The 21,570-nt window shown below is 61.3% G+C and carries 21 protein-coding genes; all 21 read right to left on the reverse strand.

Annotated elements, in window-relative coordinates; genetic code table 11:
• Positions 1-212 precede the first annotated feature (212 nt).
• A complete protein-coding gene (gene kce, locus ABIB80_RS24550; RefSeq protein ID WP_354128607.1) occupies positions 213-1,145 on the reverse strand; it encodes a 3,5-dioxohexanoate:acetyl-CoA acetone transferase in 933 nt (310 codons plus the stop codon).
• A 175-nt stretch (positions 1,146-1,320) separates the two neighbouring features.
• The gene (locus ABIB80_RS24555) at positions 1,321-2,199 is read right to left on the reverse strand and encodes an SMP-30/gluconolactonase/LRE family protein (RefSeq protein ID WP_354128608.1); all 879 of its coding nucleotides are present in this window, start codon (positions 2,197-2,199) and stop codon (positions 1,321-1,323) included.
• Between the two features lie 22 nt (positions 2,200-2,221).
• Positions 2,222-3,010, reverse strand: a complete 789-nt coding sequence (locus tag ABIB80_RS24560) for an SDR family oxidoreductase (protein ID WP_354128609.1) — start codon at positions 3,008-3,010, stop codon at positions 2,222-2,224.
• A complete protein-coding gene (locus ABIB80_RS24565; RefSeq protein ID WP_354128610.1) occupies positions 3,007-3,747 on the reverse strand; it encodes a GntR family transcriptional regulator in 741 nt (246 codons plus the stop codon). The genes ABIB80_RS24560 and ABIB80_RS24565 overlap by 4 nt, the downstream gene beginning before the upstream one ends.
• A gap of 216 nt (positions 3,748-3,963) precedes the next feature.
• On the reverse strand, positions 3,964-4,878 hold the full coding sequence (locus ABIB80_RS24570) for a DUF1028 domain-containing protein (protein WP_354128611.1): 915 nt from the start codon (positions 4,876-4,878) through the stop codon (positions 3,964-3,966).
• Between the two features lie 4 nt (positions 4,879-4,882).
• Positions 4,883-5,626 (reverse strand): alpha/beta fold hydrolase, encoded by a 744-nt coding sequence (locus ABIB80_RS24575; RefSeq protein ID WP_354128612.1) that lies wholly within the window; start codon positions 5,624-5,626, stop codon positions 4,883-4,885.
• A gap of 278 nt (positions 5,627-5,904) precedes the next feature.
• Positions 5,905-6,414, reverse strand: coding sequence for a YybH family protein (locus ABIB80_RS24580; RefSeq protein ID WP_354128613.1), 510 nt, complete (start codon positions 6,412-6,414; stop codon positions 5,905-5,907).
• Positions 6,415-7,002: 588 nt separating this feature from the next.
• A complete protein-coding gene (cofH, locus tag ABIB80_RS24585) occupies positions 7,003-9,459 on the reverse strand; it encodes a 5-amino-6-(D-ribitylamino)uracil--L-tyrosine 4-hydroxyphenyl transferase CofH (protein ID WP_354128614.1) in 2,457 nt (818 codons plus the stop codon).
• Between the two features lie 12 nt (positions 9,460-9,471).
• Positions 9,472-10,239: a 2-phospho-L-lactate guanylyltransferase gene (cofC, locus tag ABIB80_RS24590; RefSeq protein WP_354128615.1), complete on the reverse strand. Its 768-nt coding sequence runs from the start codon at positions 10,237-10,239 to the stop codon at positions 9,472-9,474.
• Complete coding sequence (gene cofD / locus ABIB80_RS24595; RefSeq protein ID WP_354128616.1) at positions 10,236-11,246, reverse strand: 2-phospho-L-lactate transferase; 1,011 nt, start codon at positions 11,244-11,246, stop codon at positions 10,236-10,238. The genes cofC and cofD overlap by 4 nt, the downstream gene beginning before the upstream one ends.
• Positions 11,243-12,007: a coenzyme F420-0:L-glutamate ligase gene (cofE, locus tag ABIB80_RS24600; RefSeq protein WP_354128617.1), complete on the reverse strand. Its 765-nt coding sequence runs from the start codon at positions 12,005-12,007 to the stop codon at positions 11,243-11,245. The genes cofD and cofE overlap by 4 nt, the downstream gene beginning before the upstream one ends.
• A 259-nt stretch (positions 12,008-12,266) precedes the next feature.
• Positions 12,267-12,743 (reverse strand): Lrp/AsnC family transcriptional regulator, encoded by a 477-nt coding sequence (locus ABIB80_RS24605; protein WP_354128618.1) that lies wholly within the window; start codon positions 12,741-12,743, stop codon positions 12,267-12,269.
• A gap of 28 nt (positions 12,744-12,771) precedes the next feature.
• Complete coding sequence (gene npdG, locus ABIB80_RS24610) at positions 12,772-13,434, reverse strand: NADPH-dependent F420 reductase (RefSeq protein ID WP_354128619.1); 663 nt, start codon at positions 13,432-13,434, stop codon at positions 12,772-12,774.
• 185 nt (positions 13,435-13,619) lie between these two features.
• Positions 13,620-13,853 (reverse strand): MoaD/ThiS family protein, encoded by a 234-nt coding sequence (locus ABIB80_RS24615; protein ID WP_354128620.1) that lies wholly within the window; start codon positions 13,851-13,853, stop codon positions 13,620-13,622.
• Positions 13,850-16,123, reverse strand: a complete 2,274-nt coding sequence (locus ABIB80_RS24620; protein WP_354128621.1) for a xanthine dehydrogenase family protein molybdopterin-binding subunit — start codon at positions 16,121-16,123, stop codon at positions 13,850-13,852. The genes ABIB80_RS24615 and ABIB80_RS24620 overlap by 4 nt, the downstream gene beginning before the upstream one ends.
• Entirely contained in the window at positions 16,120-16,614 is a 495-nt protein-coding gene (locus ABIB80_RS24625) for a (2Fe-2S)-binding protein (RefSeq protein WP_354128622.1), read from the reverse strand. The genes ABIB80_RS24620 and ABIB80_RS24625 overlap by 4 nt, the downstream gene beginning before the upstream one ends.
• Positions 16,611-17,486 (reverse strand): FAD binding domain-containing protein, encoded by an 876-nt coding sequence (locus ABIB80_RS24630; RefSeq protein ID WP_354128623.1) that lies wholly within the window; start codon positions 17,484-17,486, stop codon positions 16,611-16,613. The genes ABIB80_RS24625 and ABIB80_RS24630 overlap by 4 nt, the downstream gene beginning before the upstream one ends.
• Positions 17,483-18,523, reverse strand: a complete 1,041-nt coding sequence (locus tag ABIB80_RS24635; RefSeq protein ID WP_354128624.1) for an LLM class flavin-dependent oxidoreductase — start codon at positions 18,521-18,523, stop codon at positions 17,483-17,485. The genes ABIB80_RS24630 and ABIB80_RS24635 overlap by 4 nt, the downstream gene beginning before the upstream one ends.
• Before the next feature lie 57 nt (positions 18,524-18,580).
• Positions 18,581-18,901, reverse strand: coding sequence for a RedY/HapK family protein (locus ABIB80_RS24640; protein ID WP_354128625.1), 321 nt, complete (start codon positions 18,899-18,901; stop codon positions 18,581-18,583).
• A complete protein-coding gene (locus ABIB80_RS24645; protein ID WP_354128626.1) occupies positions 18,883-20,466 on the reverse strand; it encodes a hydantoinase/oxoprolinase N-terminal domain-containing protein in 1,584 nt (527 codons plus the stop codon). The genes ABIB80_RS24640 and ABIB80_RS24645 overlap by 19 nt, the downstream gene beginning before the upstream one ends.
• Complete coding sequence (locus ABIB80_RS24650) at positions 20,463-21,539, reverse strand: S-methyl thiohydantoin desulfurase family protein (RefSeq protein WP_354128627.1); 1,077 nt, start codon at positions 21,537-21,539, stop codon at positions 20,463-20,465. Before ABIB80_RS24650 ends, ABIB80_RS24645 begins: the two co-directional genes overlap by 4 nt.
• Positions 21,540-21,570 lie beyond the last annotated feature (31 nt).

Raw genomic sequence — 21,570 nt, forward strand, 5'->3', positions numbered from 1 at the left:
AACCGCCGTTGCCCATCACGTGTTCGACCATGCCGGCTGAAGGTAAGTAACGGCATCGTACGCGCGCCCGGGCAGGCGACCAGGCGCCAACAGGCAGGGATGCTGCTTCACAGAACTCTCCCGTTATCGTTGTAGCCGTTCATCGGTCACTCGCTTCTTTTCTGATCTCGAGCGTCCTCGTTAGGGTTCGAGTTGCCGAATAGATCGCACGATCAGAAGCCAACATCGCTGGTCCCCTTCAGCTTCAGCATGGCGCGAGCCTCCTCGGGCGTAGCCGCCTCCAAGCCTATTCCTTTCAGGATCGAGCGGGCCAGCCCCACCTGCTCGGCGCTGGAAGCGGCGAGCTTGCCGGGCCCTGCCCAAAGACTGTCCTCGAGTCCCACGCGGATGTTGCCGCCCATCGCGGCGGCCATGGCGCCTATACGCATCTGCGCGGCGCCGGCGCCGAGCACCGACCAGACATAATCGTTGCCGAACAGCCGCTCGGCCGTGCGGCGCATGGTGGCGACGTCCTCGTAATGCGCGCCGATCCCGCCGAGCAGGCCGAAGACGGACTGGATGAAGAACGGTGGCCGGACGAGACCGCGGTCGACAAAATGCTTGAGATTATAGAGATGGCCGACATCGTAGCACTCGAATTCAAATCGCGTGCCACCGGGCGCGCAGAGGGCGAGGACCTGCTCGATCTCTGCGAAGGTGTTGCGGAAAACGAGGTTGCGTGAAGATTCCAGGTGCTCGCGTTCCCACTGATGGGTGAACTCGTGATAGCGATCGAGCATCGGGAACAGGCCGAAATTGAAGGAGCCCATATTGAGTGAGGCGAGCTCGGGCCGGAAATGCCGGGCGGGCTCTACGCGTTCGGCAACCGTCATGAATGGGCTGCCGCCGGTCGTAATGTTGATCACGGCCCGCGACCTGCGGCTCAACTCCGGCAGAATCTTCGCAAATCCCTCGACCGATTGGTCCGGCTGACCAGTCTTGGGGTTGCGTGCGTGCACATGCAGGATCGCAGCTCCCGCTTCGGCAGCTCGCACTCCCTCTTCGATGATCTCCTCGGCTGTGACCGGAAGATGCTCGGACATTGAAGGCGTGTGGATCGCGCCGGTCAGCGCGCAGGTGAGAATGACCTTGCCGGTCCTGGGCATGTAAAAACCTCCAGAGCAAATCGGTAATCGTAAGGGGCGGCCGCGGCCTTTTCGGCTTTCAAGGTCTATCGCCGAGAAGTGGCAGGACAGCCGCCAGAATCAGGAGTTCCACCGCGCTTTTCGGATCGTGGAGCTCTCTCGCCTGCGCTTTGATGATGAAGCAGCTTTTGGCAGATCAGCTGCCAAACCGCGGCTCCGGGATGCCTTTGACGCCAAGTCCCTTGATGGCAAATAGGGCCCCGCGCTGCTGCCCATCATCGGGAAATCGCGGCAAGGGCGGCTTCGCCATGGAAGTCACGTACAGAATGTCGAGGTCAGCACCACCGAACATCACGCTCGTGACCTTGCGCACTGGCATCTCGATGATGCGCTCGACGCGGCCGTCGGGCGCGTAGCGCACGAGCTTTCCGTCGTAGACCAGCGCCTGCCAGAGGAACCCTTCTGCATCAACGGTGGCGCCGTCCGCAGCACCGCCATTTGAGCGATCCACTGGCGCGAAACGGCGCCGCTTCGTGGCAGCACCGGTCTCGATGTCATAGTCGTAGGCCCAGATCTCTCCCGTCCAGGTGTCGGCGAAATAGAAGATCCGGTCGTCCGGGCTCCAGCACGGGCCATTGGAGACGATGATCTTCTCGTCCAGCACGTGCAGCGAGAGATCGGGATCGAGCCGGTAGAGGCGACCGGAGGCTTCCGCCTCCAGCATATCCATGGAGCCGAATAGGAAACGCCCGCGGCGGTCGACCTTGCCGTCATTCAGCCGATTGCGCGGAAGATGCGTCTCGGGTGCCGCAATCAGCTTGAGCTCGCCGCTCGCCAGATCGAGATCATGCACGCCCGATTGCAGCGCGACGAGCGCATGGGTACCCTCGCGACGCAGCGCCATCGAGCCGATCTTCGCCCCGACATCCCAGGCGTGAAGCTCGCGTCCATCTTCTGTCGCGCGAAAAACGCGACCATCGATGCTGTCTATCCAGTACAGACGCCGCTGCTCCGTGTCCCAAAGCGGGCCTTCGCCCAGCGTCGTCTTCAGATCCGCCACGATCTCGATCTGCAAGTCATCCCCCCGTTCTTACGCTTCACAGATATTCCACGTTCCCGTCAATGCTGATCGCCTGGCCGGTCACGTTGCGTCCACCTGGCGAGCAGAGGAATAAGGCCATCGCTGCAACGTCTTCGGCCGTCACCATGCGGCGCAGCGAGATCTTCTTGAGGTATTCCTGGCGCATCGCCTCGTAGCTGGTATGAAGCTGCTCGGCGCGCGCGCGGATCACGCCTTCCATGCGCGGGCCCTCGACGATACCGGGCAGAAGCGCGTTGACGCGGATGTCGTCGGGACCGAGTTCGGCGGCAAGCGATTTGACGAGCCCGACAATGGCCCATTTCGTTGCGGCGTACGGGGTACGCCAGGCGTAGCCGAGCCGGCCGGCAACGGAGGCCATGCAGAGGATTTGCCCATGGCGCGATTGGCGAAGCATCGGGACTGCATGACGGGCGAAGCGGTACTGCGCGTTGAGATTGACATCGATCGTTTGCTGCCAGTCGAACTCTGCAAGGGTATCGATTCCGCCGGTTGGTCCGGCAATGCCTGCATTGTTGATGAGCACGTCGAGCCCACGCCAACGCGCTGCCTGCGCGAGAAAGACGGCGGCGACGGCCTCGTGATCCGACACGTCGGCCTTTGTGGCAAGCACCTTTGGATTCCGATCGCGGAAGGCTGCAAGCGCATCGTCGTTGATGTCGCAGATATGGACATGCGCACCTGCCTCAATGAAGGCATCGGCAAGTGCGGCGCCAATGCCGGACGCGCCTGCCGAGATCAGGACGCGCAGCTCGGGATGAGGCACAAGACGCTGCAGCACGCTCATGCCGGTATGCCTCCCCGCCTGCGTCTCGGAACGACCAAGGAGCGCTTTCTGCCCGCTTTGTCCAGAATGCCCGACAGACGACTGGCGGCCTGCATGATGTCGTCGGTCACGGCGGAGCGGGCGGCGGGGGCATCGCGGTCCAAGAGAGCATCGAGGATCTGGCGGTGTGCGTCCATGGAACGCTGCAGGTGGACAGCATCGGATGCAACGAGCACGAGGCAGGGGCCAATGAGCAGCCAAAAATTCTCGACGGCAGCGAGAAGCATCGGGGCGTCCGCGATTTGGTAGATCCGCCGGTGAAAGGAGAAGTTGGTCCATAGATAAGCGGGCCCATCGGCTGCATCAGCGGCTGCTTGAAGCCGCGCGCAGAGTTGCGTCACCTCGGCATCATCGACGCGCGTCATGCGCGAGGCTGCGCGCTCGGCCAGCAGCCCCTCGAGCGCCACGCGCGCATCGCGCACATCCCGCAACTGCGCCTCGGACAGCTGCCCAACGCTCAGCCGCGCCGAACCGCTGAATTCGAAGGCGCCGTCGGCTTGCAGGCGGCGAAGCGCCTCGCGTACCGGCGTCGGGCTTGAGCCCAGCGCCTCGGCGAGGCCGCGGATCATCAGCCTCTGACCCGGCGCAAAGCGACCGGCCATCAGGCCGTCTCTCAAATGACGGTAGACCTGATCCGCCATTGAGCCCCGGGCAATGGCTGGCAATGGCAGCAAGGCAACGAGATTGCTCGATTCCAAGGTCCCCTCCCGTATATGAGATATGTGATCACAATACGAAAAACCCGTCAAGGGCCGCCGCAAAGGCGGTCTGTCTGGCCTATCGAGTTTCGGTTTCGCGCGGTGTGGCGTGGGCGTTGTGTTGTCGACCGGCTCGGATTGAGCGTGATGCGTGCCGGCCGCCGGGACCCTTCGGCAGCAAAGTGCCGCAGATAGAAGGCAAGAAGGTTGGGCTTTTCACGCACCGAGGAATTCGTGCGATGACAGCTGAAGGATGCCGACTGCGTGCAGGCCGTCCACGAAGGTCCGGTACTGCGGTCGCGCCGCGACGATGGCGGTAATGAGTCTCGTTCCTAGGGCAATCTCGCCGGCACGGATCAGCAGCACGCCCTTCCAGAAGGTTGGCTCGGGGTCGGCGCCGATCAATACTTGAGCGTCCGTGAGCATACGTAGCGCCTCTACAAGCTGCGAACCTGTTGCTGCCGCTTCGCGCGAGAGCAGCCCGGGTGTGAAGACAGACGCGCCGAAGGTCGTGTGTGCCTGAGAGAGCTTGGCGAGCCTGCGCAATTCGGCGAGCGGGTCAGGATGGTCGTCAACTCGCACGTCGATAAGGCAGTTAGCCCAAGGCGCTGGACCGGCGTCTGCGGACACCACGAGAAGCGCAGCCGACATCCGGCCACGGGCGTCACCCCCCGCGGCCTCACCTGCGTCCATCGCCGCGAGCATACGATCGACGAGTGGACCGGCAGCATTCTCGTACGCCGCCAGCATGGCAGGCACGACGCCGTCGCTGGCAAGCATATTTCCCAACACCACAACGTTATTGGCCTCGAGCTGACCGCGATGGGGAACACAGCGATCGCCAGTGAACATGGCTTTGCCGCCGACGGCATCGAGGAAGGCGACCTGGCGCAGTTCTCGCTCTGCGTCCTTTGCGAGCAGGGTCGCGAGCGCCGTCGCCGCCGGTGCGCCCGAGGCCATGAGATCCAGCCCATTCGGCCCGTAAGCTGGATCAACGAAGGACTGGGTCGCAACAGCACCAACGCCGGCTCGCGCAAACGTCACGACGCGCCCGAGGGCAAAATAATGCGACTGGCTGGCCACACCCAATTGGCCGGTGATCGGGTCTCTGGCGACAATCGAGTATGTCATCTCTTCAGAACTCCACGCGCTTGAGGTGCGCCTTGATCGCGGCGATCAAAGCGGGCGGATCCTCCAGCATCGGCAAATGACCGACGCCTGGCAGGACAACGTGCGGAGCATGCAGCGAGGCTGCCATTTCTGCGCCCGCCGCAGGAGTGCAGGTAAGGTCGAACTCGCCGGTCAGAACCGTCACGGGACAGCTGACGCTAGCCACCTGTGCGCGGATATCGGCCGCGCATGCCGCTCGCCACACGCGACGGATGTCGTCCTTTCCGTTCGGATTGCGCAGCGTCATGGTCTTGGCCACCACTTCGGCAGACGCGTTTGGGCCCAGCGCATATTTCGGCAGGATGAGCTCAAACATCTCGGTGACGGTGTGATGTTCGAGGGTGGATAGCACCGCCGTATTGTCAGGATCTCGCGAGTAGAGCTGACTGCCTACCGCAACAACCGAGATGACCCGTTTGGGTTCGGCGGCTGCGAGATAGAGCGAAATCGCTCCACCGAGTGAACCGCCGACCGCGTGGAAGCGGTCGACGCCCGCCCGGTCGACGGCGTCGATGCAGTCCTGCGCCCACCGCGCAAGGTCGTATTGTTTGGTCGGCGGCGAGTCACCGAATCCTCGCATGTCAGGAACGATGGTGAACCGGTCGGCGAACGCCGGTACAATTTCGGCCCACGCCGCGCCTTGAAGATTGATGGGATGCACGAACAGGATTGGCGGCCTGCTCGCATCGGTCTCGCCATGGTAAGACACGGCAATCGTACCGACCGGTCGCTTGATAGTGAGCCGCCTCATGAATCATCCTCGGGCACGGTGACCCAAACGGCCGAAAGGACGCTCAATTTGTGGATCGCTCTTCGATTCCAGCCAAGCTCAAGCATCGAAAGTCCATTCGCTTCCGGGCGGGCACATCGGACGGCACTTCAACGAGAAAAAAACGGTTCTGTATGTTTTTGCAGCACCGGCGGGATCAGTTCGTCCCGCCGGAAGTAGGATGCTCCTGCCAGCCCCGACAGGACGCTCGCTTGCCGTTACGGCTTTTGATCGTCAGTGACAGAGAAGCTCTTGCCGAAGCTGGACGGCAGATAGCCCACACCGCGGCTGGCATAGCTATCGCCGAACGGCTGCCGAATCTTGTCTTGCGGCGCCATCTCCGAGCAGTGGAAGTGCCAGATCTTCCACTCCGGCTTTCCCTCCCCGTCATTGCGCACGTAGATCTCGGTGCTGCGCAGGTACTGGTCCGGTTTCTCGGCGGTCTCGAAGTTGCCTTCGCAAAGCAGGTAAGCCACGTCGCCATGGACATCCAGACGCCAGATGTGCATGACCGCAGGCCTGGATCGCGGCGTGTCCTTGAACGACTCCCAAAAGGCGGTCAGTTCTTCCCGCCCGAAGTACGGATCACCGCTGAGGTTGAAATTCAAGAACGCGGCGCCACTCGGAAAGCAAGTTCGCATCAAGGGGATATCCCACTTGTAATTGGCCGCCCACCAGTCGCGGTGCACTTTCAAAATGGCTGCTCGGTCTTCATCTATAGTCGGCATGAACGCTCCTGGGTGGTGTGATCGTGGAATTGGCCGCCGGGGATTGCCTGAGATTGGCGACCTCATCGGCCTCTGGTCTAAAAACCAGGGCAGATTCTCTTGCTTGCTGGATCCGCTTCCGCGGCCTTGGCCCCGTCGACTCCTTGGACAGCAGTTCTGGGCGGTTCAGCTGAGTGCGCGCGCCGGAAAACGCGACATCGCGAGAGCTAAAGCGGGACGATGTTCCTGCTCCTCGTGATGGCCTGATATCAATCACGGCAAGGGTGCGCTTGGAGAGCTCGCAAGGCAGGCTCCCCAACTCAAAGGCGACGGAATAGTTGATGCAATGAGCCTTGCGGCACCGCATGTCGGCCGCCCGGATCAAGCTTGAGCGGAGTGCCGCGCCCGATAACGGCGCCAAACGCCGGTCAATCGAAACGCGTTGGACAATCAAGGCCCAGCCGAAAGCGTGCGCTGGCGCGATAATACGGCTCACTCCAAAGTTCTCCAATATGAGATATGTGATCACAAATTCGAAACCGCGTCAAGTATTCCGCGGCAACGCATGTCGGCGTCGCTAGACTTTTGCCCGCAGGGTCCGCGCTCCCGCTACGTCATTTCAAGCGCAGGAGGCCCTGCAGCGCCGCCCCCACCGCGATGGTCCTCCAGTCCAGTAACAATCGGCTCGAGTTCTGGCGGGTTCAGCGAGGCGAGATAACGATGGTCAGCAACATCGCCATAGAGTGTCGTACGTTGGCGCGGCAGGCGCGCCGTCGCGCGGATGAGCTCTTCCATTTGCTTTGGAGCCATCTCGTGGCCGTGTTGGGCACCGGCTGAACGCGAGATCGTCTCGTCCATGAGCGTGCCGCCGAGATCGTTCACACCAGCCTCAAGGCAGGCGCGAATGCCTTTTTCGCCGAGCTTCACCCAAGACGCCTGGATGTTGGAGATCTTGGTGTGGAAGACAAGCCGTCCGATCGCATGCATGAGAACGACCTCGCGGAAGGTCGGCCCCTTGCGCGATCGCCCTTTCAAATAGATCGGGGCTTCCATGTGGACGAACGGCAATGGGACAAATTCAGTGAAGCCACCGGTCTCGGCCTGAACATCCCGGATGCGCAACAGATGTCTTGCCCAATTGTCGTAACGGTCAACATGGCCGAACATGATCGTTGCGGTGCTGCGCAATCCCGTTCTATGGGCCGCTGCCATGATCTGCAGCCATTGCGCGGTGTTGATCTTGTCGGGACACAGAATCGCGCGGACCTCGTCGTCCAGAATTTCTGCAGCCGTCCCCGGCAAAGTGCCAAGACCGGCGTCCTTCAACTCGCGCAGAAACTCATCGACCGAACTTCCGAGCGTCTTGGCGCCCTGGAACACCTCGAGCGGCGAGAAGGCATGGATATGCATGTCGGGCGTGGCCTGCTTCACGGACCGGCAAATCTCAAGATACTTCGCACCGGTGTAGGCGGGATGGATGCCGCCCTGCATGCAGACCTCGGTGGCGCCGCGCTCCCAGGCTTCGCGGGCGCGCCGCCCGATCTCATCCATCGAAATGTCGTAGGGCCGCCCGCGCAAGTTCTCGGCGAGCTTTCCTTTTGAAAATGCGCAGAACTGGCACTTAAAGTAGCAGATATTGGTGTAGTTGATGTTGCGGTTGACGACATAGCTGACGGAATCGCCACTGACGGATCGGCGCAGCTCATCAGCAGCGCGGCACACGGCCATGAAATCGCGCTCCTCGGCCTCGAACAGTGACACGATCTCTGCCTCTTCGAGTCGTGTCCCAGATTGAGCCTTCGCGATAATTCTCCGAAACCTGCCGGCTAAGACGGCGGGCGGGTTGGCTTTTTCATGCAGCATCGCCAGCTCTCCGGCAGGCGGATCGCACCTTGTTCCAGGGCACCATTCGTCCCGACGCGGCCAGCCATTTCCGTCGACGAGGCCGAGCAGGCTCTTCTGCAGCGATGTGTCAGTCCAGCGTGCATAGTGACGCGCATAGGCCGGATAGACTGCGAGGCGTTCGACGATCGTCTTGCTGCATGCAGCGGTGGACTCGGAAAGACGTGCGAGATGGGGCCAAGGCGCCTCGGGATTGACATGGTCCGGTGTCACCGGGGACACGCCGCCCCAGTCATTGATGCCAGCGGCCAAGATCATGTCCAGTACGCCCGGGCTGAGATTGGGCGGCGCCTGGATGTTCATATCAGACCGGAACAGCAATCGCGTGAGCGCAATGGTCCACAGATGGTCTTCCATTGTTGGCGCCGGCGCGTGCCTCATGCGGGTATCCGGCTTCGGCCTGAAGTTCTGGATAATGACTTCCTGAATGTGCCCGTAGCGTTCGTCCAGATTGCGCAATGCAAGCAGCGAGGAGATGCGCTCAAGCGGCGTCTCACCGATACCGACCAGCAATCCGGTCGTGAAGGGCACCGAGAGCTGGCCAGCGAGTTCAATCGTCCGCAGCCGCCTTGCAGGGTCCTTGTCAGGTGAACCGAAATGCGGTCCCCCGGGCCCGCACAGCCTTGCGGAGGCGCTCTCGAGCATGATCCCTTGCGAGATGGAGACTTTGCGCAAGGCCGCGATATCATCAGCCTCCATCAAGCCTGGATTGAGATGCGGCAAGAGGCCTGTCTCGCAGAAAACCACGCGCGCGGCTTCCTTGAGGTAAGCCAGGGTCGATGCAAAGCCCATCTCGTGCAGTTCACGCTGGGCCAGGCGGTATCGCAGCTCAGGCTTGTCGCCGAGCGTAAACAGCGCCTCCTTGCAGCCGGCCTCACGACCGGCACGCGCGATCGCCAGCACCTCATGCATGGTGAGGTAGGCGCGCTGCCCTTTTTGGGGAGAATGGGCGAATGTGCAGTAGTGGCAGACATCCCGGCACAACTGCGTAAGCGGAATGAACACCTTTCGCGAGTAGGAGATCTTTCTACCATGGGCCTCATCCCGCTTTGATGCCGCCATCCGCATGAGATCGGGAAGGGACACGTCGCTGACGACAGACAGGGCCTCTGAAGCCGAAATGTCACTTCGTCTCAGCGATTCCAGGAACATCCGATCCACCATTCTCAGAACTCCTCACGCTCTCCGCAGTCCGGCGGAGCTCTCCCTATTTTGGGCAACCAGTTTCGAGCGCATTTCGGGCGCCGCATCGACGATTGTGCGCCCGCCCTGTCCGGCGCTTTCCACGAGCAGCCTTTGCCCCAGATCGATCGAACGCAAATAGCGATCGGTGGCTGTGGTCGTGTTCAGCTCAAGAAAATTAAAGAGATCGGCGGGAGCATCGAGATCAAGTCCAATCCTCGCATTGGAGCACAAGATGGGCTTAATGCCGAGGCGATCGGCTGCGGCGATGTGGCGGGCAAAGCTGTCGGGGCCGAAACACGGCTGTAATGGTCGCGCCAAGCTGAACGCAACCGCGTTGGTGCCGCCGTCGCGCGGCGCCGGCACGATCACCACGGCGTCGCCTTGTGCGGCTTGAAGAAGCGTTGAGACGTCCTCGCTCAAGATTGCCGGAACATCGCTCGGCAGAACGAGGATGAGTTCGCCTCCACGACTTCCGATGGCGGCGAGCCCGGCTGCCACTGCAGCATTGGTTCCGTCCGCACCGCCGTCATCAATCACGACAGCCCCCAGACGAGCCGCCTCTTGAGCGACATCTTCAGCACTGGTGACCACAGCGACATGGTTGAGTTGCATCACGCCGCATGCCGCGCTCAGAACGTCGCCCAGCATCGACCGGGCCAACAGGACACGCTCGGAAGGCGTCAGCAATGGCGAGAGTCGCTGCTTCGCGCACGAGAACGATTTTGCCGGGATGATCACCCATGCATTTCGTCTTGTCATGACGCGCCTCGTATCGAAGGGGGCCTGATCCGCCGTTTGTGCGTTGCGCGAAGGCTCTCGCCGAAGGCAAGCGCATGCTCGGCGAGCGTGATCTTCGACTGCAAGTCTGTCATGAGCGTAGGTGCCGCGTGTAGATCAACCCCGAGATCGCCCGCCCCTGCGGCATCGGCGACATCTATGACGAGGCCATCGAGCAGCCCTGCATAATGTCTGGAAATCTCCGCATTTGACGGCTCGAGGCCAAGTTCGTCCATGATCTTGCGCGTCGGCCCTTTGATTGCCTGACCGCCGATAATTGGGGAAATGGCCAGAACGGGAACGCCGGTCGCACGCAGCTTTTCGGCCATCCCAGGAACAGCCAGGATCGGATCGACGCTGAGATAGGGATTGGAAGGGCAAATGATGACAAGATGCAGATCCTCGGCATCGAGCGACGCCAGCACCTCTTCGCTCAGGCGGGCGCTTTGCGCCCCGCTGAATCGGATCTGCTTGACAACCGGTTCGCAGCGACGTCCGACAAAATAGCGCTGGAATTCGAGTTCGCCTTCCGTGCTGCCGATCATGGTGGAAAGCCTGTCGTTGGTGACGGGCAGCACGGCTGAACGAATACCGAACCGCCGCGCAATATCGATGGCAATGGCTGTGAGACTTTCACCGCTTAGGCGACGGCGGGTCCGCTCCACATGCATCGCCATGTCGCGATCGCCGAGCAAGAACCAGGTCTCGCCGCCGATTTGCTTCAAAGCCTCCATGAAGTTCCAGGTCTCATCGGATCGGCCCCAACCGCGCTGCTGGTCGCTGAGGCCCGCGAGCGTATAAAGGACTGTGTCCAGGTCAGGCGAGATATGGAGCCCGAGATGCTCGAAATCATCGGCGACATTGACGACCACGGTTAGTCTCTCTGCGAGCACGTGCTGCAATCCAACAGCAAGCTTTGCTCCTCCGACGCCCCCGCAGAGTGCCACTACGCGGCCTTCTGTAGGCACAAACTGTGACCGCCCGTTCATCTGAACATGTCCCGTTCTTTCGCACGCAGGAGTGCGGACGCCGAATTAATTGGAGCGCGAGAGGAGAATCCACGGACATGGATGACCGGTTGGCCTTCGGCCGCCTGTCCCATCACGAGCGAGGCGGCGGCGGCCAGCTCATCGGAAACGGCGATCTCCGTCACCTGCATGGGCCGCCCGAACAGATCGGGCTCGCCGATCATGCTCTGAAGGGCAGGAAGACCAGCACTTCCGAGCGCCACGCCAACGACGCCGTTGCGCCAGGGGCGCCCGAAGCTGTCGTTTATGATGACGCCGGCATCGACTCCGAACCGCCGATCGAGGCCGGCCTTCAGGCGCTGGCAGCTCACATCCGGATCTTCCGGCAGCAACAATACGCGGTGGCCGCGATCCTGCTCGATGTTGGATTCATCGATCCCGGCGTTAGCCATCACGAAGCCGAGGCGGTGGGCAACGATGATCACGTTCTGCCTTGCGCGCAAGACCTCGGTGGATTCCGAGAGCACGACCTCAATGTGCCGGGGATCCTTGCCGACCGTCTTTGCAAGCTCGATAGCGCGGTCGGAAGGGTTCACATCGTCAAGATAGACGTACCTATTTTCCGCCTTCGATACGATTTTTTGTGCGATGACAAAGATGTCACCGGTCGCGACGACGATGTCCGCACTCCTGACGCCGGCCGCGATGACGCCAACCAGATCGTCGCCCGGCTCCGTCAAAGGAATTCCGGGAAGGGCGGTGTATGTGATGCTCCTCGTCATCGCGAGCTCTTCCTTCCTTCGGCGCCCATGTCCGGAATTTGTCTCGTGTTTCTGGCGCGTGGGCATCTCACCTCGAATACGGTCTCGACGAGCTGCCCCTCAGTTTTATACCTCGTCTGCTTCTCCTTGAGCATCGTCCGGCCGCCAAGGCTTGCGGACAAGTCTCCGAAGTCGACATGCTGCAGGCGTGCTGTCGCGGGTTTGCGACCGCCTGCACCTTCTCCTGCCTTCATTGCGAGCTCCGCTGCGCGATTGGTTGCTAGCCATGAAGCGCCGCCGGAGAAATCGAGCGCTTGATGACGGTCCGCATTGCGAAACTCGATTGCAGTCTTGCCACACCGGGTAGCCGTGACAAGTGCTGCTTATGGATGCGTTCGTAGTCCTCCATGTCGCGCGCCAGCACCAAAAGCCGATAGTCGTCCGTGCCAGACATCAGATGGCAGGCGATCACGTCGGGGCACTTCTGGATTTCGGTCTCAAAAACCCTGAGCGCATCCTCACTTTGGCGGTCGAGGGTGATGTGGACGATCACGGTCAAGGGAAAGCCAAGAGAGTTTGCGTCGATCTCGACCGAGTAGCCCTTGATGATGCCGGCTTTCTCCATTTGCAGCACACGCCTTGCGCAAGACGTTGCCGAGAGACCGACAAGTTCGGCAAGCGCCAACTGACTTATTCGGGCATCCCGAATGAGTTGGCCCAAGATTTTACGGTCAAGAGTATCGAGGGCTGTGAGCATCGTTGCGAACGCCCCTGCGGTTTTCCATTCACGTCAGGCCGGAAATCGTGATGCCGGCACCCTTCACCTTGTATTTGCGGTTGATCGCGATCAGAACGGAGGTGAGAGCCTCGGCTGCCGCTGAGTTCGCGAGCGCACCGCCATCGATGCCGCGATTGCTCACCGCATCGGCCAGCAGCATGACCTCTTTGCGGGCCTCCGGGTCGTCGCTGAACACGAGGACGTCGCAGTCCGCCTTGCCTCCGGCATGGAGCTTCTGTGAGCCGACATTGTGGAAGGCCCCGACCACCCGCGAGCTCGGATCAAGCTGCGATTGCGCGATCAGGGCGGCCGACCCGGCGCTCGGAAGTTGAACAACAGACACCTTCGGCGGCACGAGCGGCACGACCGCGGTGACAACGATCTTGCCCTTGGCCGCGTCCTTGATCTCGGCCAGGCTTGCCTCGTAGTTGGAAAAAGGCACGGCAATGACAACAATATCGCTCTTCGCCGCGGCGGCAGCGTTGGTGTCACCGCTGACATTGGCAAACCCGTCCGACTTCAGGAGCGCGACCGCATCCTGGGCGCGCTCAATCGAGCGCGATCCAAGAATGACGGAATATCCGGCGTGGCTCCAGCTGCGGGCAAGGCCCGATCCGAGATCTCCGGTGCCGCCGACGATCGACAAAGTCGGGAGGGGCGCGTTCGACATTTGTATTACACTCCTTTGCTTGCGGCCTGCGTATTGCCGCGAAAATTTTGCTCTGCTTGAGCCTGCCGCACCGTATTCATACGAGGCCGAACACGACCCCGCCTGTTCACGAGAACGAACTCGTCAAGCCCGACGCGGCCGTAGGTCGACGATTGTCAGCCTCTCCCCGAAAAAAGGAGTCCATGCTAGCCACCCTCAAGATAGGGATAGAAGTTGAGCTCAGCCCCCTCCTTGACCTCAGCCCATAACGGCACGACCGTGTCACCAATTGATGCGAGCCAGACCTCATGCTCGGCGCTCAAGGAGTCGATCACCTTGAGAATTGTGGTCCCCTCGGGGAGGTCAAGCTGAATGGATCCGACACCGCCGGGCAAGAACCGGCGAAGATTTCCATGCATGTTGACCTCGACGCGGATCATGGGTGCCGGGCTCGCATTGAAGCAACAATTTTTTCAGCAGTCATCGGCAGCGAGTTTGGCCAGCAGCCGATCGCCGCTGCGATGGCATTGCCGATTGCGGCCGGTGGTTCGATGCAGGGCGGCTCGCCGACGCCCTTGGCGCCGTAAGGACCGGCTGCGGAGCGGCATTCGACGATAATACTCTCGATCTCCGGAACATCCATTGCCGTCGGCATCTTGTAGTCAGTCAGGTTTGCATTCATGACACGACCGTCCTGATAGACGATCTCTTCCGACAGGGCCTGACCGATACCTTGCGCCACTCCGCCCTCGATCTGGCCCTCGATGTAAGTCGGATTGATCGCAAATCCGACGTCCTGGGCTACGACATATCGATTGATCGTCACCCTGCCGGTGGCTTGATCGACCGAAAGGTCGACGGCATGGGCATGGTAGCTCGGTGTATTCCATACGGGAAGCGGATGGTTATTGACGCGTGTCGGATCATACGCTGGCGCCGGCGAAATGGCCGTGCCATGCGCGATGAGCCCGCCGCCGGCGAGACGCGAGATGCGCGCCAGCTCCGCGATCGAAATCGACTTGTTGCCGGCAACGACGTGCTTGTCTTGCAGCTTCATGTCCTCGATCGGCGCTTGTAGCTGCTTGGCTGCGATCTCGAACATCTGGCGTCGGAGTTCGCGAGCCGCAGCCAGACACGCATTTCCGACGGAGAACGCCGTGCGGCTCCCCTGGGCGCCGTAGTCGAACGGCGCGGCCTGGGTGTCGACACCTGTCACGTTGATGTCGGTCAGATCGAGGGACAACTCTTCGGCCAGCACTTGAGCAGCTCCCGTGAGGGCGCCCGTGCCAATTTCGACGGCGCCGCTGACGAGTGTCGCACTGCCGTCGGGATTGATCTTGACATAGACGCCGGACGAGCCTCCGGTCGTCATCCACCAGCTGCACGCAATGCCCTTGCCGCGTCCTGGCTCGGGATTGCGATCGTGCCAGCCAATCGCATCGGCTGCCTTGCGCAGACATTCCTCGATGCTCACGGATATGTGCGTCTCGCCGGAAGGACCTGGATCCCCCTCCTTGACGATGTTGCGCAGGCGCATGTCGAGAGCATCCAAGCCGAGATCCTTTGCGATCATATCGATCTGGCTTTCCATCGCGAAATTCGCCATCGGCCCTGCCGGCGCACGGAACGAGCCCGAATGGACCTTGTTGGTGTAGACAGCGATGCTTTCGAATGCGAGCGCTCCGGTCTTGTAAGGACCCGCCATGACCTGAAGTGCGATTGCAGCCGTGCCGGGACCTGAGCCTGCATAAGCCCCACAATCCACGATGATCCTGCCGCTTCGGGCAAGAAGGTGTCCGTCTTTGTCGACGGCAGTTTTGAGCAGGACGACGGAGGCCTGACGGGGAAGTGCTGCTGTGAGCTCCTCTTCGCTCGTCGACATCACCTTGACCGGGCGCGCGGTCTTGCGCGCGAGCAGAGCTGCGAAGTGCTCAACACCGATCCTCAGCTTGCCGCCGAAGCCGCCACCGATACCTGGCACAGTCACGCGCACCCGCGCGGCCGGCAGATCGAGGATTTCGGCCAATGTCGTTTGCGTGTCAAACGGCAATTGGGTGTTGCACCAGACCGTCACGATCCCGTTGGCGTCCCAGTCCGCGGTTGCGACCCGCGGCTCGGTGTATCCTGGATGCTGCAGCGAGGTTGTGAACCGATGCTCGTAGACCTTATAAGCCGTGGCGAAGGTCCCTTCGACGTCGCCGACGTGAATACGGGCTTGTCCTGCGATATTGCCTTTGCGCGAAATGATTGGCAGCGCCTTGTAGCTTTCCCAATCCGGATGGATGCGGATATCGCTAGTGAGCGCCTCCTCCGGATCATACAGCGCCGGCAGATCCTGGTATTCAACCGTGATGGCCTCAATCGCGCGCTCCGCGATTTCGAGAGAGGTGGCAGCAATCGCGGCGATTGCATGTCCCATGAACAGGACGCGATCGGTTGCGAACACGGTCGTGTCGCGCACCGCCGCTCCGTAACGGACCTGCGGGATGTCAGCGGCGGTGATAATGCCACGCACGCCGGCAATTGCAGCGGCGCGCGAGGTATCGATCCTTTTGATCAGCGCGTGCGCGCGAGCACTGCGCAGGATCTTGCCATAGAGCATGCCGGGCAACTTGAAATCCGCAGCATAAACGTGCTTTCCGGTAACCTTGCCAACACCATCCAGCCGGGGCAGGCGGTGACCGGCGACGCGATGGGTATGAGCGTTCATTGCTTGACTCCCGAGAGTGCGATGCGGTCTGCTGCGGTTGCCACGGCATCAACGATTTTGCGATAGCCTGTGCAGCGGCATAGCGTCCCTGCGATGGCTTCCCTGATCTCGTCGCGCGAGGGTCGGCAGCCCGGATTTTCATCCAAGAATGACTTTGCGGTCAGGATCATTCCCGGGATGCAGTAGCCGCACTGAACGGCGCCGCATTCGATGAACGCCTCCTGAAGGGGATGCAGATGCTCGGGATCGCCGATCCCCTCGATCGTGGTGATCGAGGATCCCTCGACCTGGCCTGCGAGCAGGATGCAGGAGTTCACGGCCCTTCCGTCGAGCAGCACCGTACAGACGCCGCACTCAGCTTCCAGGCAGTTTTCCTTGGTACCCATCATGCCGATCTCGTTGCGCAAGACCTGCAGCAACGTCCAATGGGGCTCAATGAGCAGCTGATGGCTCTCGCCGTTGACAACGAGATTGAGAATTGTTCGGTTCATTGATCCTGTTCCCGAATTCGTTGCAAACACGTCTCAAGCGCCCGCTCGACCATGATCGCGACAAGACCACGGCGATAGCCGGACGACGCGCGGACATCGGAGATCGGACTGGACGCCTCTGCCGCAAGCCTGCCCGCCTCCGCAAAGCTTTCCTTGCCGGCGGGCTTGCGAAGGAGATAGCTCTCCGCCTGTTCGGGCCGGAACGCCTTTGGGCTCGCCGCCCCGATGGCCAGGCGCACTGAAGCGCAGCGCGAGGTGGAAGCCTCCAGCGTCAAACAAGCTGCAACGCAAACCACCGATATCTCCATGGCCCGCCGGCGACCTTCCTTCAGGAAGGCGGTTGCGGATCGGGTTGGAAGCTTGGCAAATTGGATGCTGGTCAGGATCTCGGCTGGCAGCAGGCCGTTCTTTCCCGGACCTATGATGAAGTCGCGTAAGGGGGCAGAGCGCCGGCCATCGGGACCTGTGATGTCGAGACTGGCATCGAGCGCGAGCAGCGGCGGCACAAAATCGGCGGCAGGCGAAGCATTGACGATGTTGCCGCCGATGGTTGCGATGTTTCGTACCTGATGGCCACCGACGACGCTGGCAGCCTCGAGCAGCGCCCGCAAATTACCCCGAAATGCATCATGGGTTTCGATCGTGCGGTACCTTGTCAGCGCGCCAAGGGTGAATGCTTCGGCGGTCTCGGTGATTTCGCTCATGCCGGGCAGGCACGCGACATCGATCAGATGTAAGGGATCGATCTTCTTCCGATTGATCTGGATGATTGTATCGGTCCCGCCGGCAACATAGCGCGCGGTCGGCGCAAAGCGTTGAGCAAGGTCGATGGCTTCGGTGACGGTGGCCGGGCGATGAAGATCAAAGCTCATGGCTTGCTCCCTTGCTCGGCCTGGGCAGCAGGCCACACCTCGGAGCCCATCATGGTAATCGTGTCCTCGATCGCACCTCCTTCAGGCGCGAAGGGCATGATGATGATCCCGTCGACGCCGGCGTGGCGCAGCTCGATCACACGCGCGGTCACCTCCTCGACATTGCCGGCCAGAGTGAAGGCGTTGATATGGCGATCGGTCACATACGGCAGCAAAGGAAGATAAGGCGTCACGCCGGCGGCGTAGTGGGCGCCCTGAACCGATGCGAGTGCGTCCTCCGGCAGGGTCAACCCTTGCTCTTCGGCCGTTTCAAACTTGAGACGTCCTGCACCCAGCAGTCTTGCAACCGTCGGCCGGAGCGTGTCACGGGCGGCCTGACCGTCTGAGGCAATACAGGCATTGAGCCTGACGATCAGCCTGACGGATTTGGGATCGCGGCCCGCCTTCCTCGCCCCGTCATCCAGTCTCGCACGGAAGGCCTTGACTTCGGGAGCATTGCCGCCCGCCTCCATGAACGCGGCATCGGCGCAAGCGCCTGCGGTTCGTTGGCCGAGCGGCCCGTTGCTGGCCACATAGATCGGGATATCGGCGCGAATGGGAGCGAAGTTCAGCTTGCCCTCCTTGAACTGAATGACCTCTCCCTCGTAGGTGACGGTTTCGCCGCGCAGGAGCATGCGAATGACCTCGATCGCTTCGCTGATCGCGCGCGCGGGCTTCTTGCGATCGATGCCGAGCTCGGCAAAGCCGGAAATGCCGGCGCCGATGCCGAGGATTGCGCGCTTGTTCGAAATCTCGTCGAGCGTCGCAATCGCCATGGCCGTCAGCGCCGGATGTCTGGCGTAGGGGTCTGTCACGCAAGGCCCGAGCCTGACCCGTGACGTATTTTGCGCAAAATATCCCAGGCACGAATAGACCTCCCGATAAAACCTTTCATCGGCAAGCCAGACCGTATCGTATCCGCTCGCTTCGGCGAGTTTGACGCGTTCAAGCATCTTGACCATGGGCGCGTTGCCGAGAATTAGCAGATCGAGGGTCATCTTGGTGTCCTGTTTGCGCTTACGTCTTGGATCAGGGAGCTCAACGGCGCGAAGAGGTCATTCTATCTCGTCGCTGACGAAATAGATGTTCTTTGAGCGATCGAGAAACTTGCCATAAAGCTCCTCTCGCAGCGCAACACCGGCAGATGAGGCAAGGTCCTTGTCGTGTTGCTCCAGGCTCTTGACTTCGATTCTTTCGATGTACTGCCACGTTGCGGTCTCGGCGCCTTGGATGGGGCGGCGAATGCGATGAACTTTGTAGCTCACATAATTGTCGAGGCTACGCACAAGAGCGTAGTCGCGCTCGCGGACCCAGGCCTCGTATTCGACTGGGTCGACACCTTCCTTGAGCGTGCTGATCAGGAAACGGACTGGCATATGACTTTCTCCTTGGCTGTTTGCTCAATACGGGTTGATCTGATATCGCCGACGACCTTGACACGGACGCGCATGGCATTGCCGGGCAGATATGCGATCGGCGTATCCTCCGCCTCGACCAGGGCCAGCGATTTCGACTCCGCGCCGGCCTCCACCGCTCGGGATTCGGCAAGCTTGCGTGCTGAGCCGACGGCCTCCTCTCGCGTCAGCCCCTGGAAGACCTGATCGACTTCACCACTGATCTGAGCGATGGCTGCGCCAACCGCGTTCGCGCAGCCCCCGTGCTGAACGCGCACCACCTGCCCGACGCCCTGCAATTCTTCCGGAACAAGAAAGGCGCCCCCACCGACCGCGATGAGCGTGACGTCTGAAGCGCTTGTCTTCATCCGGTCGACGTTCGCTTCCAGCATCTCCTTGCAGCGGCGCAGAACCCTCTTCACGTCATCAGCGGTGATGTGTGCCACACGCTTGCGATCGCCGAGGTCGATCAGTCCGGCGGCAACGCCGATGTCGGTCGAGGTCACGCTATTGCCGCCGAACACAAGCGCTTCCGAGGACAGGCGGTACCCAACACTGAGCGGCCCGATGGTTGCCGCTTCTAGGTCGATATGGCTGCCGCCGCCAAGTCCGATGGAAACGAGATCCGGCATGCGGAACAGGGTCCTTACGCCTCCAATGTGAACGACGGTGTTGGCTTCACGGGGAAAGCCGTTCCGCAAAAAGCCAAAATCGGCCGTCGTGCCGCCGACATCGACCACCACCGCATCTTTGAGCCCGGAAAGATAGGCCGCCCCCCGCATCGAGTTGGTCGCACCGGAGGCGAAGCTGAACACCGGATATGCGGCGGCGCGAGAGGCCTCCGCGACGGTGCCGTCATTCTGCGTGACAAAAAGCGGCGCCTTAAGTCCGACTTTTGACTTGGCATGCTCAAAGGCCGTGATGGTCTTCTGCGCAAGCGCAATGAGAGAGGCATTGAGGATTGCCGCATTCTCGCGCTCGAGCAATCCGATCCCGCCGAGCAGATGTGCGCAGGTCACCGATGCATCGGGAATCTCCTCGCGCAGGATGGCGGCGACGGCTTCTTCGTCGGACGGATCAAGTGGGGAGAACAGTGCGTTGACCACGACGTATTCGAGGCCGAGGCTGCGGATTTCGCGGGCAATTCGCCTGGCGGCGGCAATATCCAGAGTGGCGAACCTGCGGCCGTCGTAATCGTGACCGCCTTCAATCTGCCAGACCCCGCCATTGGCGAGCTCAGCCAGGTCAGCCGGCCAATCGGTGAAGGGCGGCAAAGAGCTCGTGGCGGGGAGCGCGACCCGGATCACCGCCACTTTGGTCAAATGACGGCGCTGCACGACCGCATTGATGAAGTGGGTCGTACCAATCATCAGCGCGTCGATGCTGGTTGCAAGCTCGGCGCTCAGATCGAGTGCATCGATCGCCGCAGCCACACCGCTGGTGACGTCGGCCGTGGTGGCGACTTTCACGCCCTGCACGACCTTTCCGCCGTCGATCAGCACGGCGTCCGTGTTGGTCCCACCTACGTCAATACCAATGCGTCTCATGAGCAGAATACCGACTTGAAATCGATGTCATAACCAAAGGCACGGGGACCGACATGGTCGAGCCCGCGCGGCGAGAGGAAGACTGGAGCTGCTGGCAGCGCGATCACCGTCGTGCGTTGCCCGTAGCGAATGGTTTCCGTTCCGATCGCCTCGCCGGATTCGCTGTCGAGAACGCAGATGAGGTCTGGCGTCGAGACGAGCGCCTGCCCATCGCGCCAGACGACGATCCACTCGTTCTGGAAGTCGATCCGGATCTGGCTGCCGTGATCATCGCCAAGCCCCTCCACGACAGTCCGGCCGCGCAGGAAGCCCTCCGTTGTCCGCCGCTCGACCTCAACGACCTTGCCAGCGAACAGGAACTTGCCGGATTCCGCTTTCAGAATGGCCGCGATCGGGTCGGCATGCTGCCGGTTGGCCTCGGCAACCGCCCGTCCGAGATTGATGGCCTTGGATGTGGTGCGGGGAATGGCCCATTTTTTCACTTCAGCGCCGGAGCGCGGTGCCTTGCAGGTCGCGACAATGGATCCGAACTCGGTACAAAGCTTACGACTGACACGCTCCATCCATTTCCAGGAGGAGGTTTTGCCGACGATGGCCTCATTACCTCGCGGATCTACCGAGGTCAGCGGATAGGGAGCGAGATTGCCGACCGCAAAGCTCGTCATCTGCGCTTCGGGATAGGCCCGCCCCATTGCATCGGCATCGACAGCTGGAATTTTCAGGTGGACGGCCGCGAGCAAGGACTGCATGCCGTTGCCGCCACCGATTTCGACGGCCATGACCGCTCTGAACTTGCGGTCAAGATGCTCTTCCATGACCGAAACGGCACGAGCGATCAGCCGGCTGTCGACCAGACGCTCCTGGAAAACAAGCGGAGCGCCCATGATGGAGACAACCGCGATGGCGTCATCATCGTCCAGCTCGTCGGGATCGATCAGATCGAGGCGAACGCCCTCATCGTAGAAACGCCGCAAGTTGAGCAGCGCGTGATACGGGCTCCCGCCGCCGCCTGTTCCGAGAATCCAGGCACCGACCGAGAGCGCCTCGATATCCTCTGGACTCAATTGTTTCATCTAGAGCCTCCGAGCCGCATCCATCGCGGCG

The sequence above is a fragment of the Bradyrhizobium sp. i1.15.2 genome (assembly GCF_040548425.1).
Lineage (GTDB): Bacteria > Pseudomonadota > Alphaproteobacteria > Rhizobiales > Xanthobacteraceae > Bradyrhizobium > Bradyrhizobium canariense.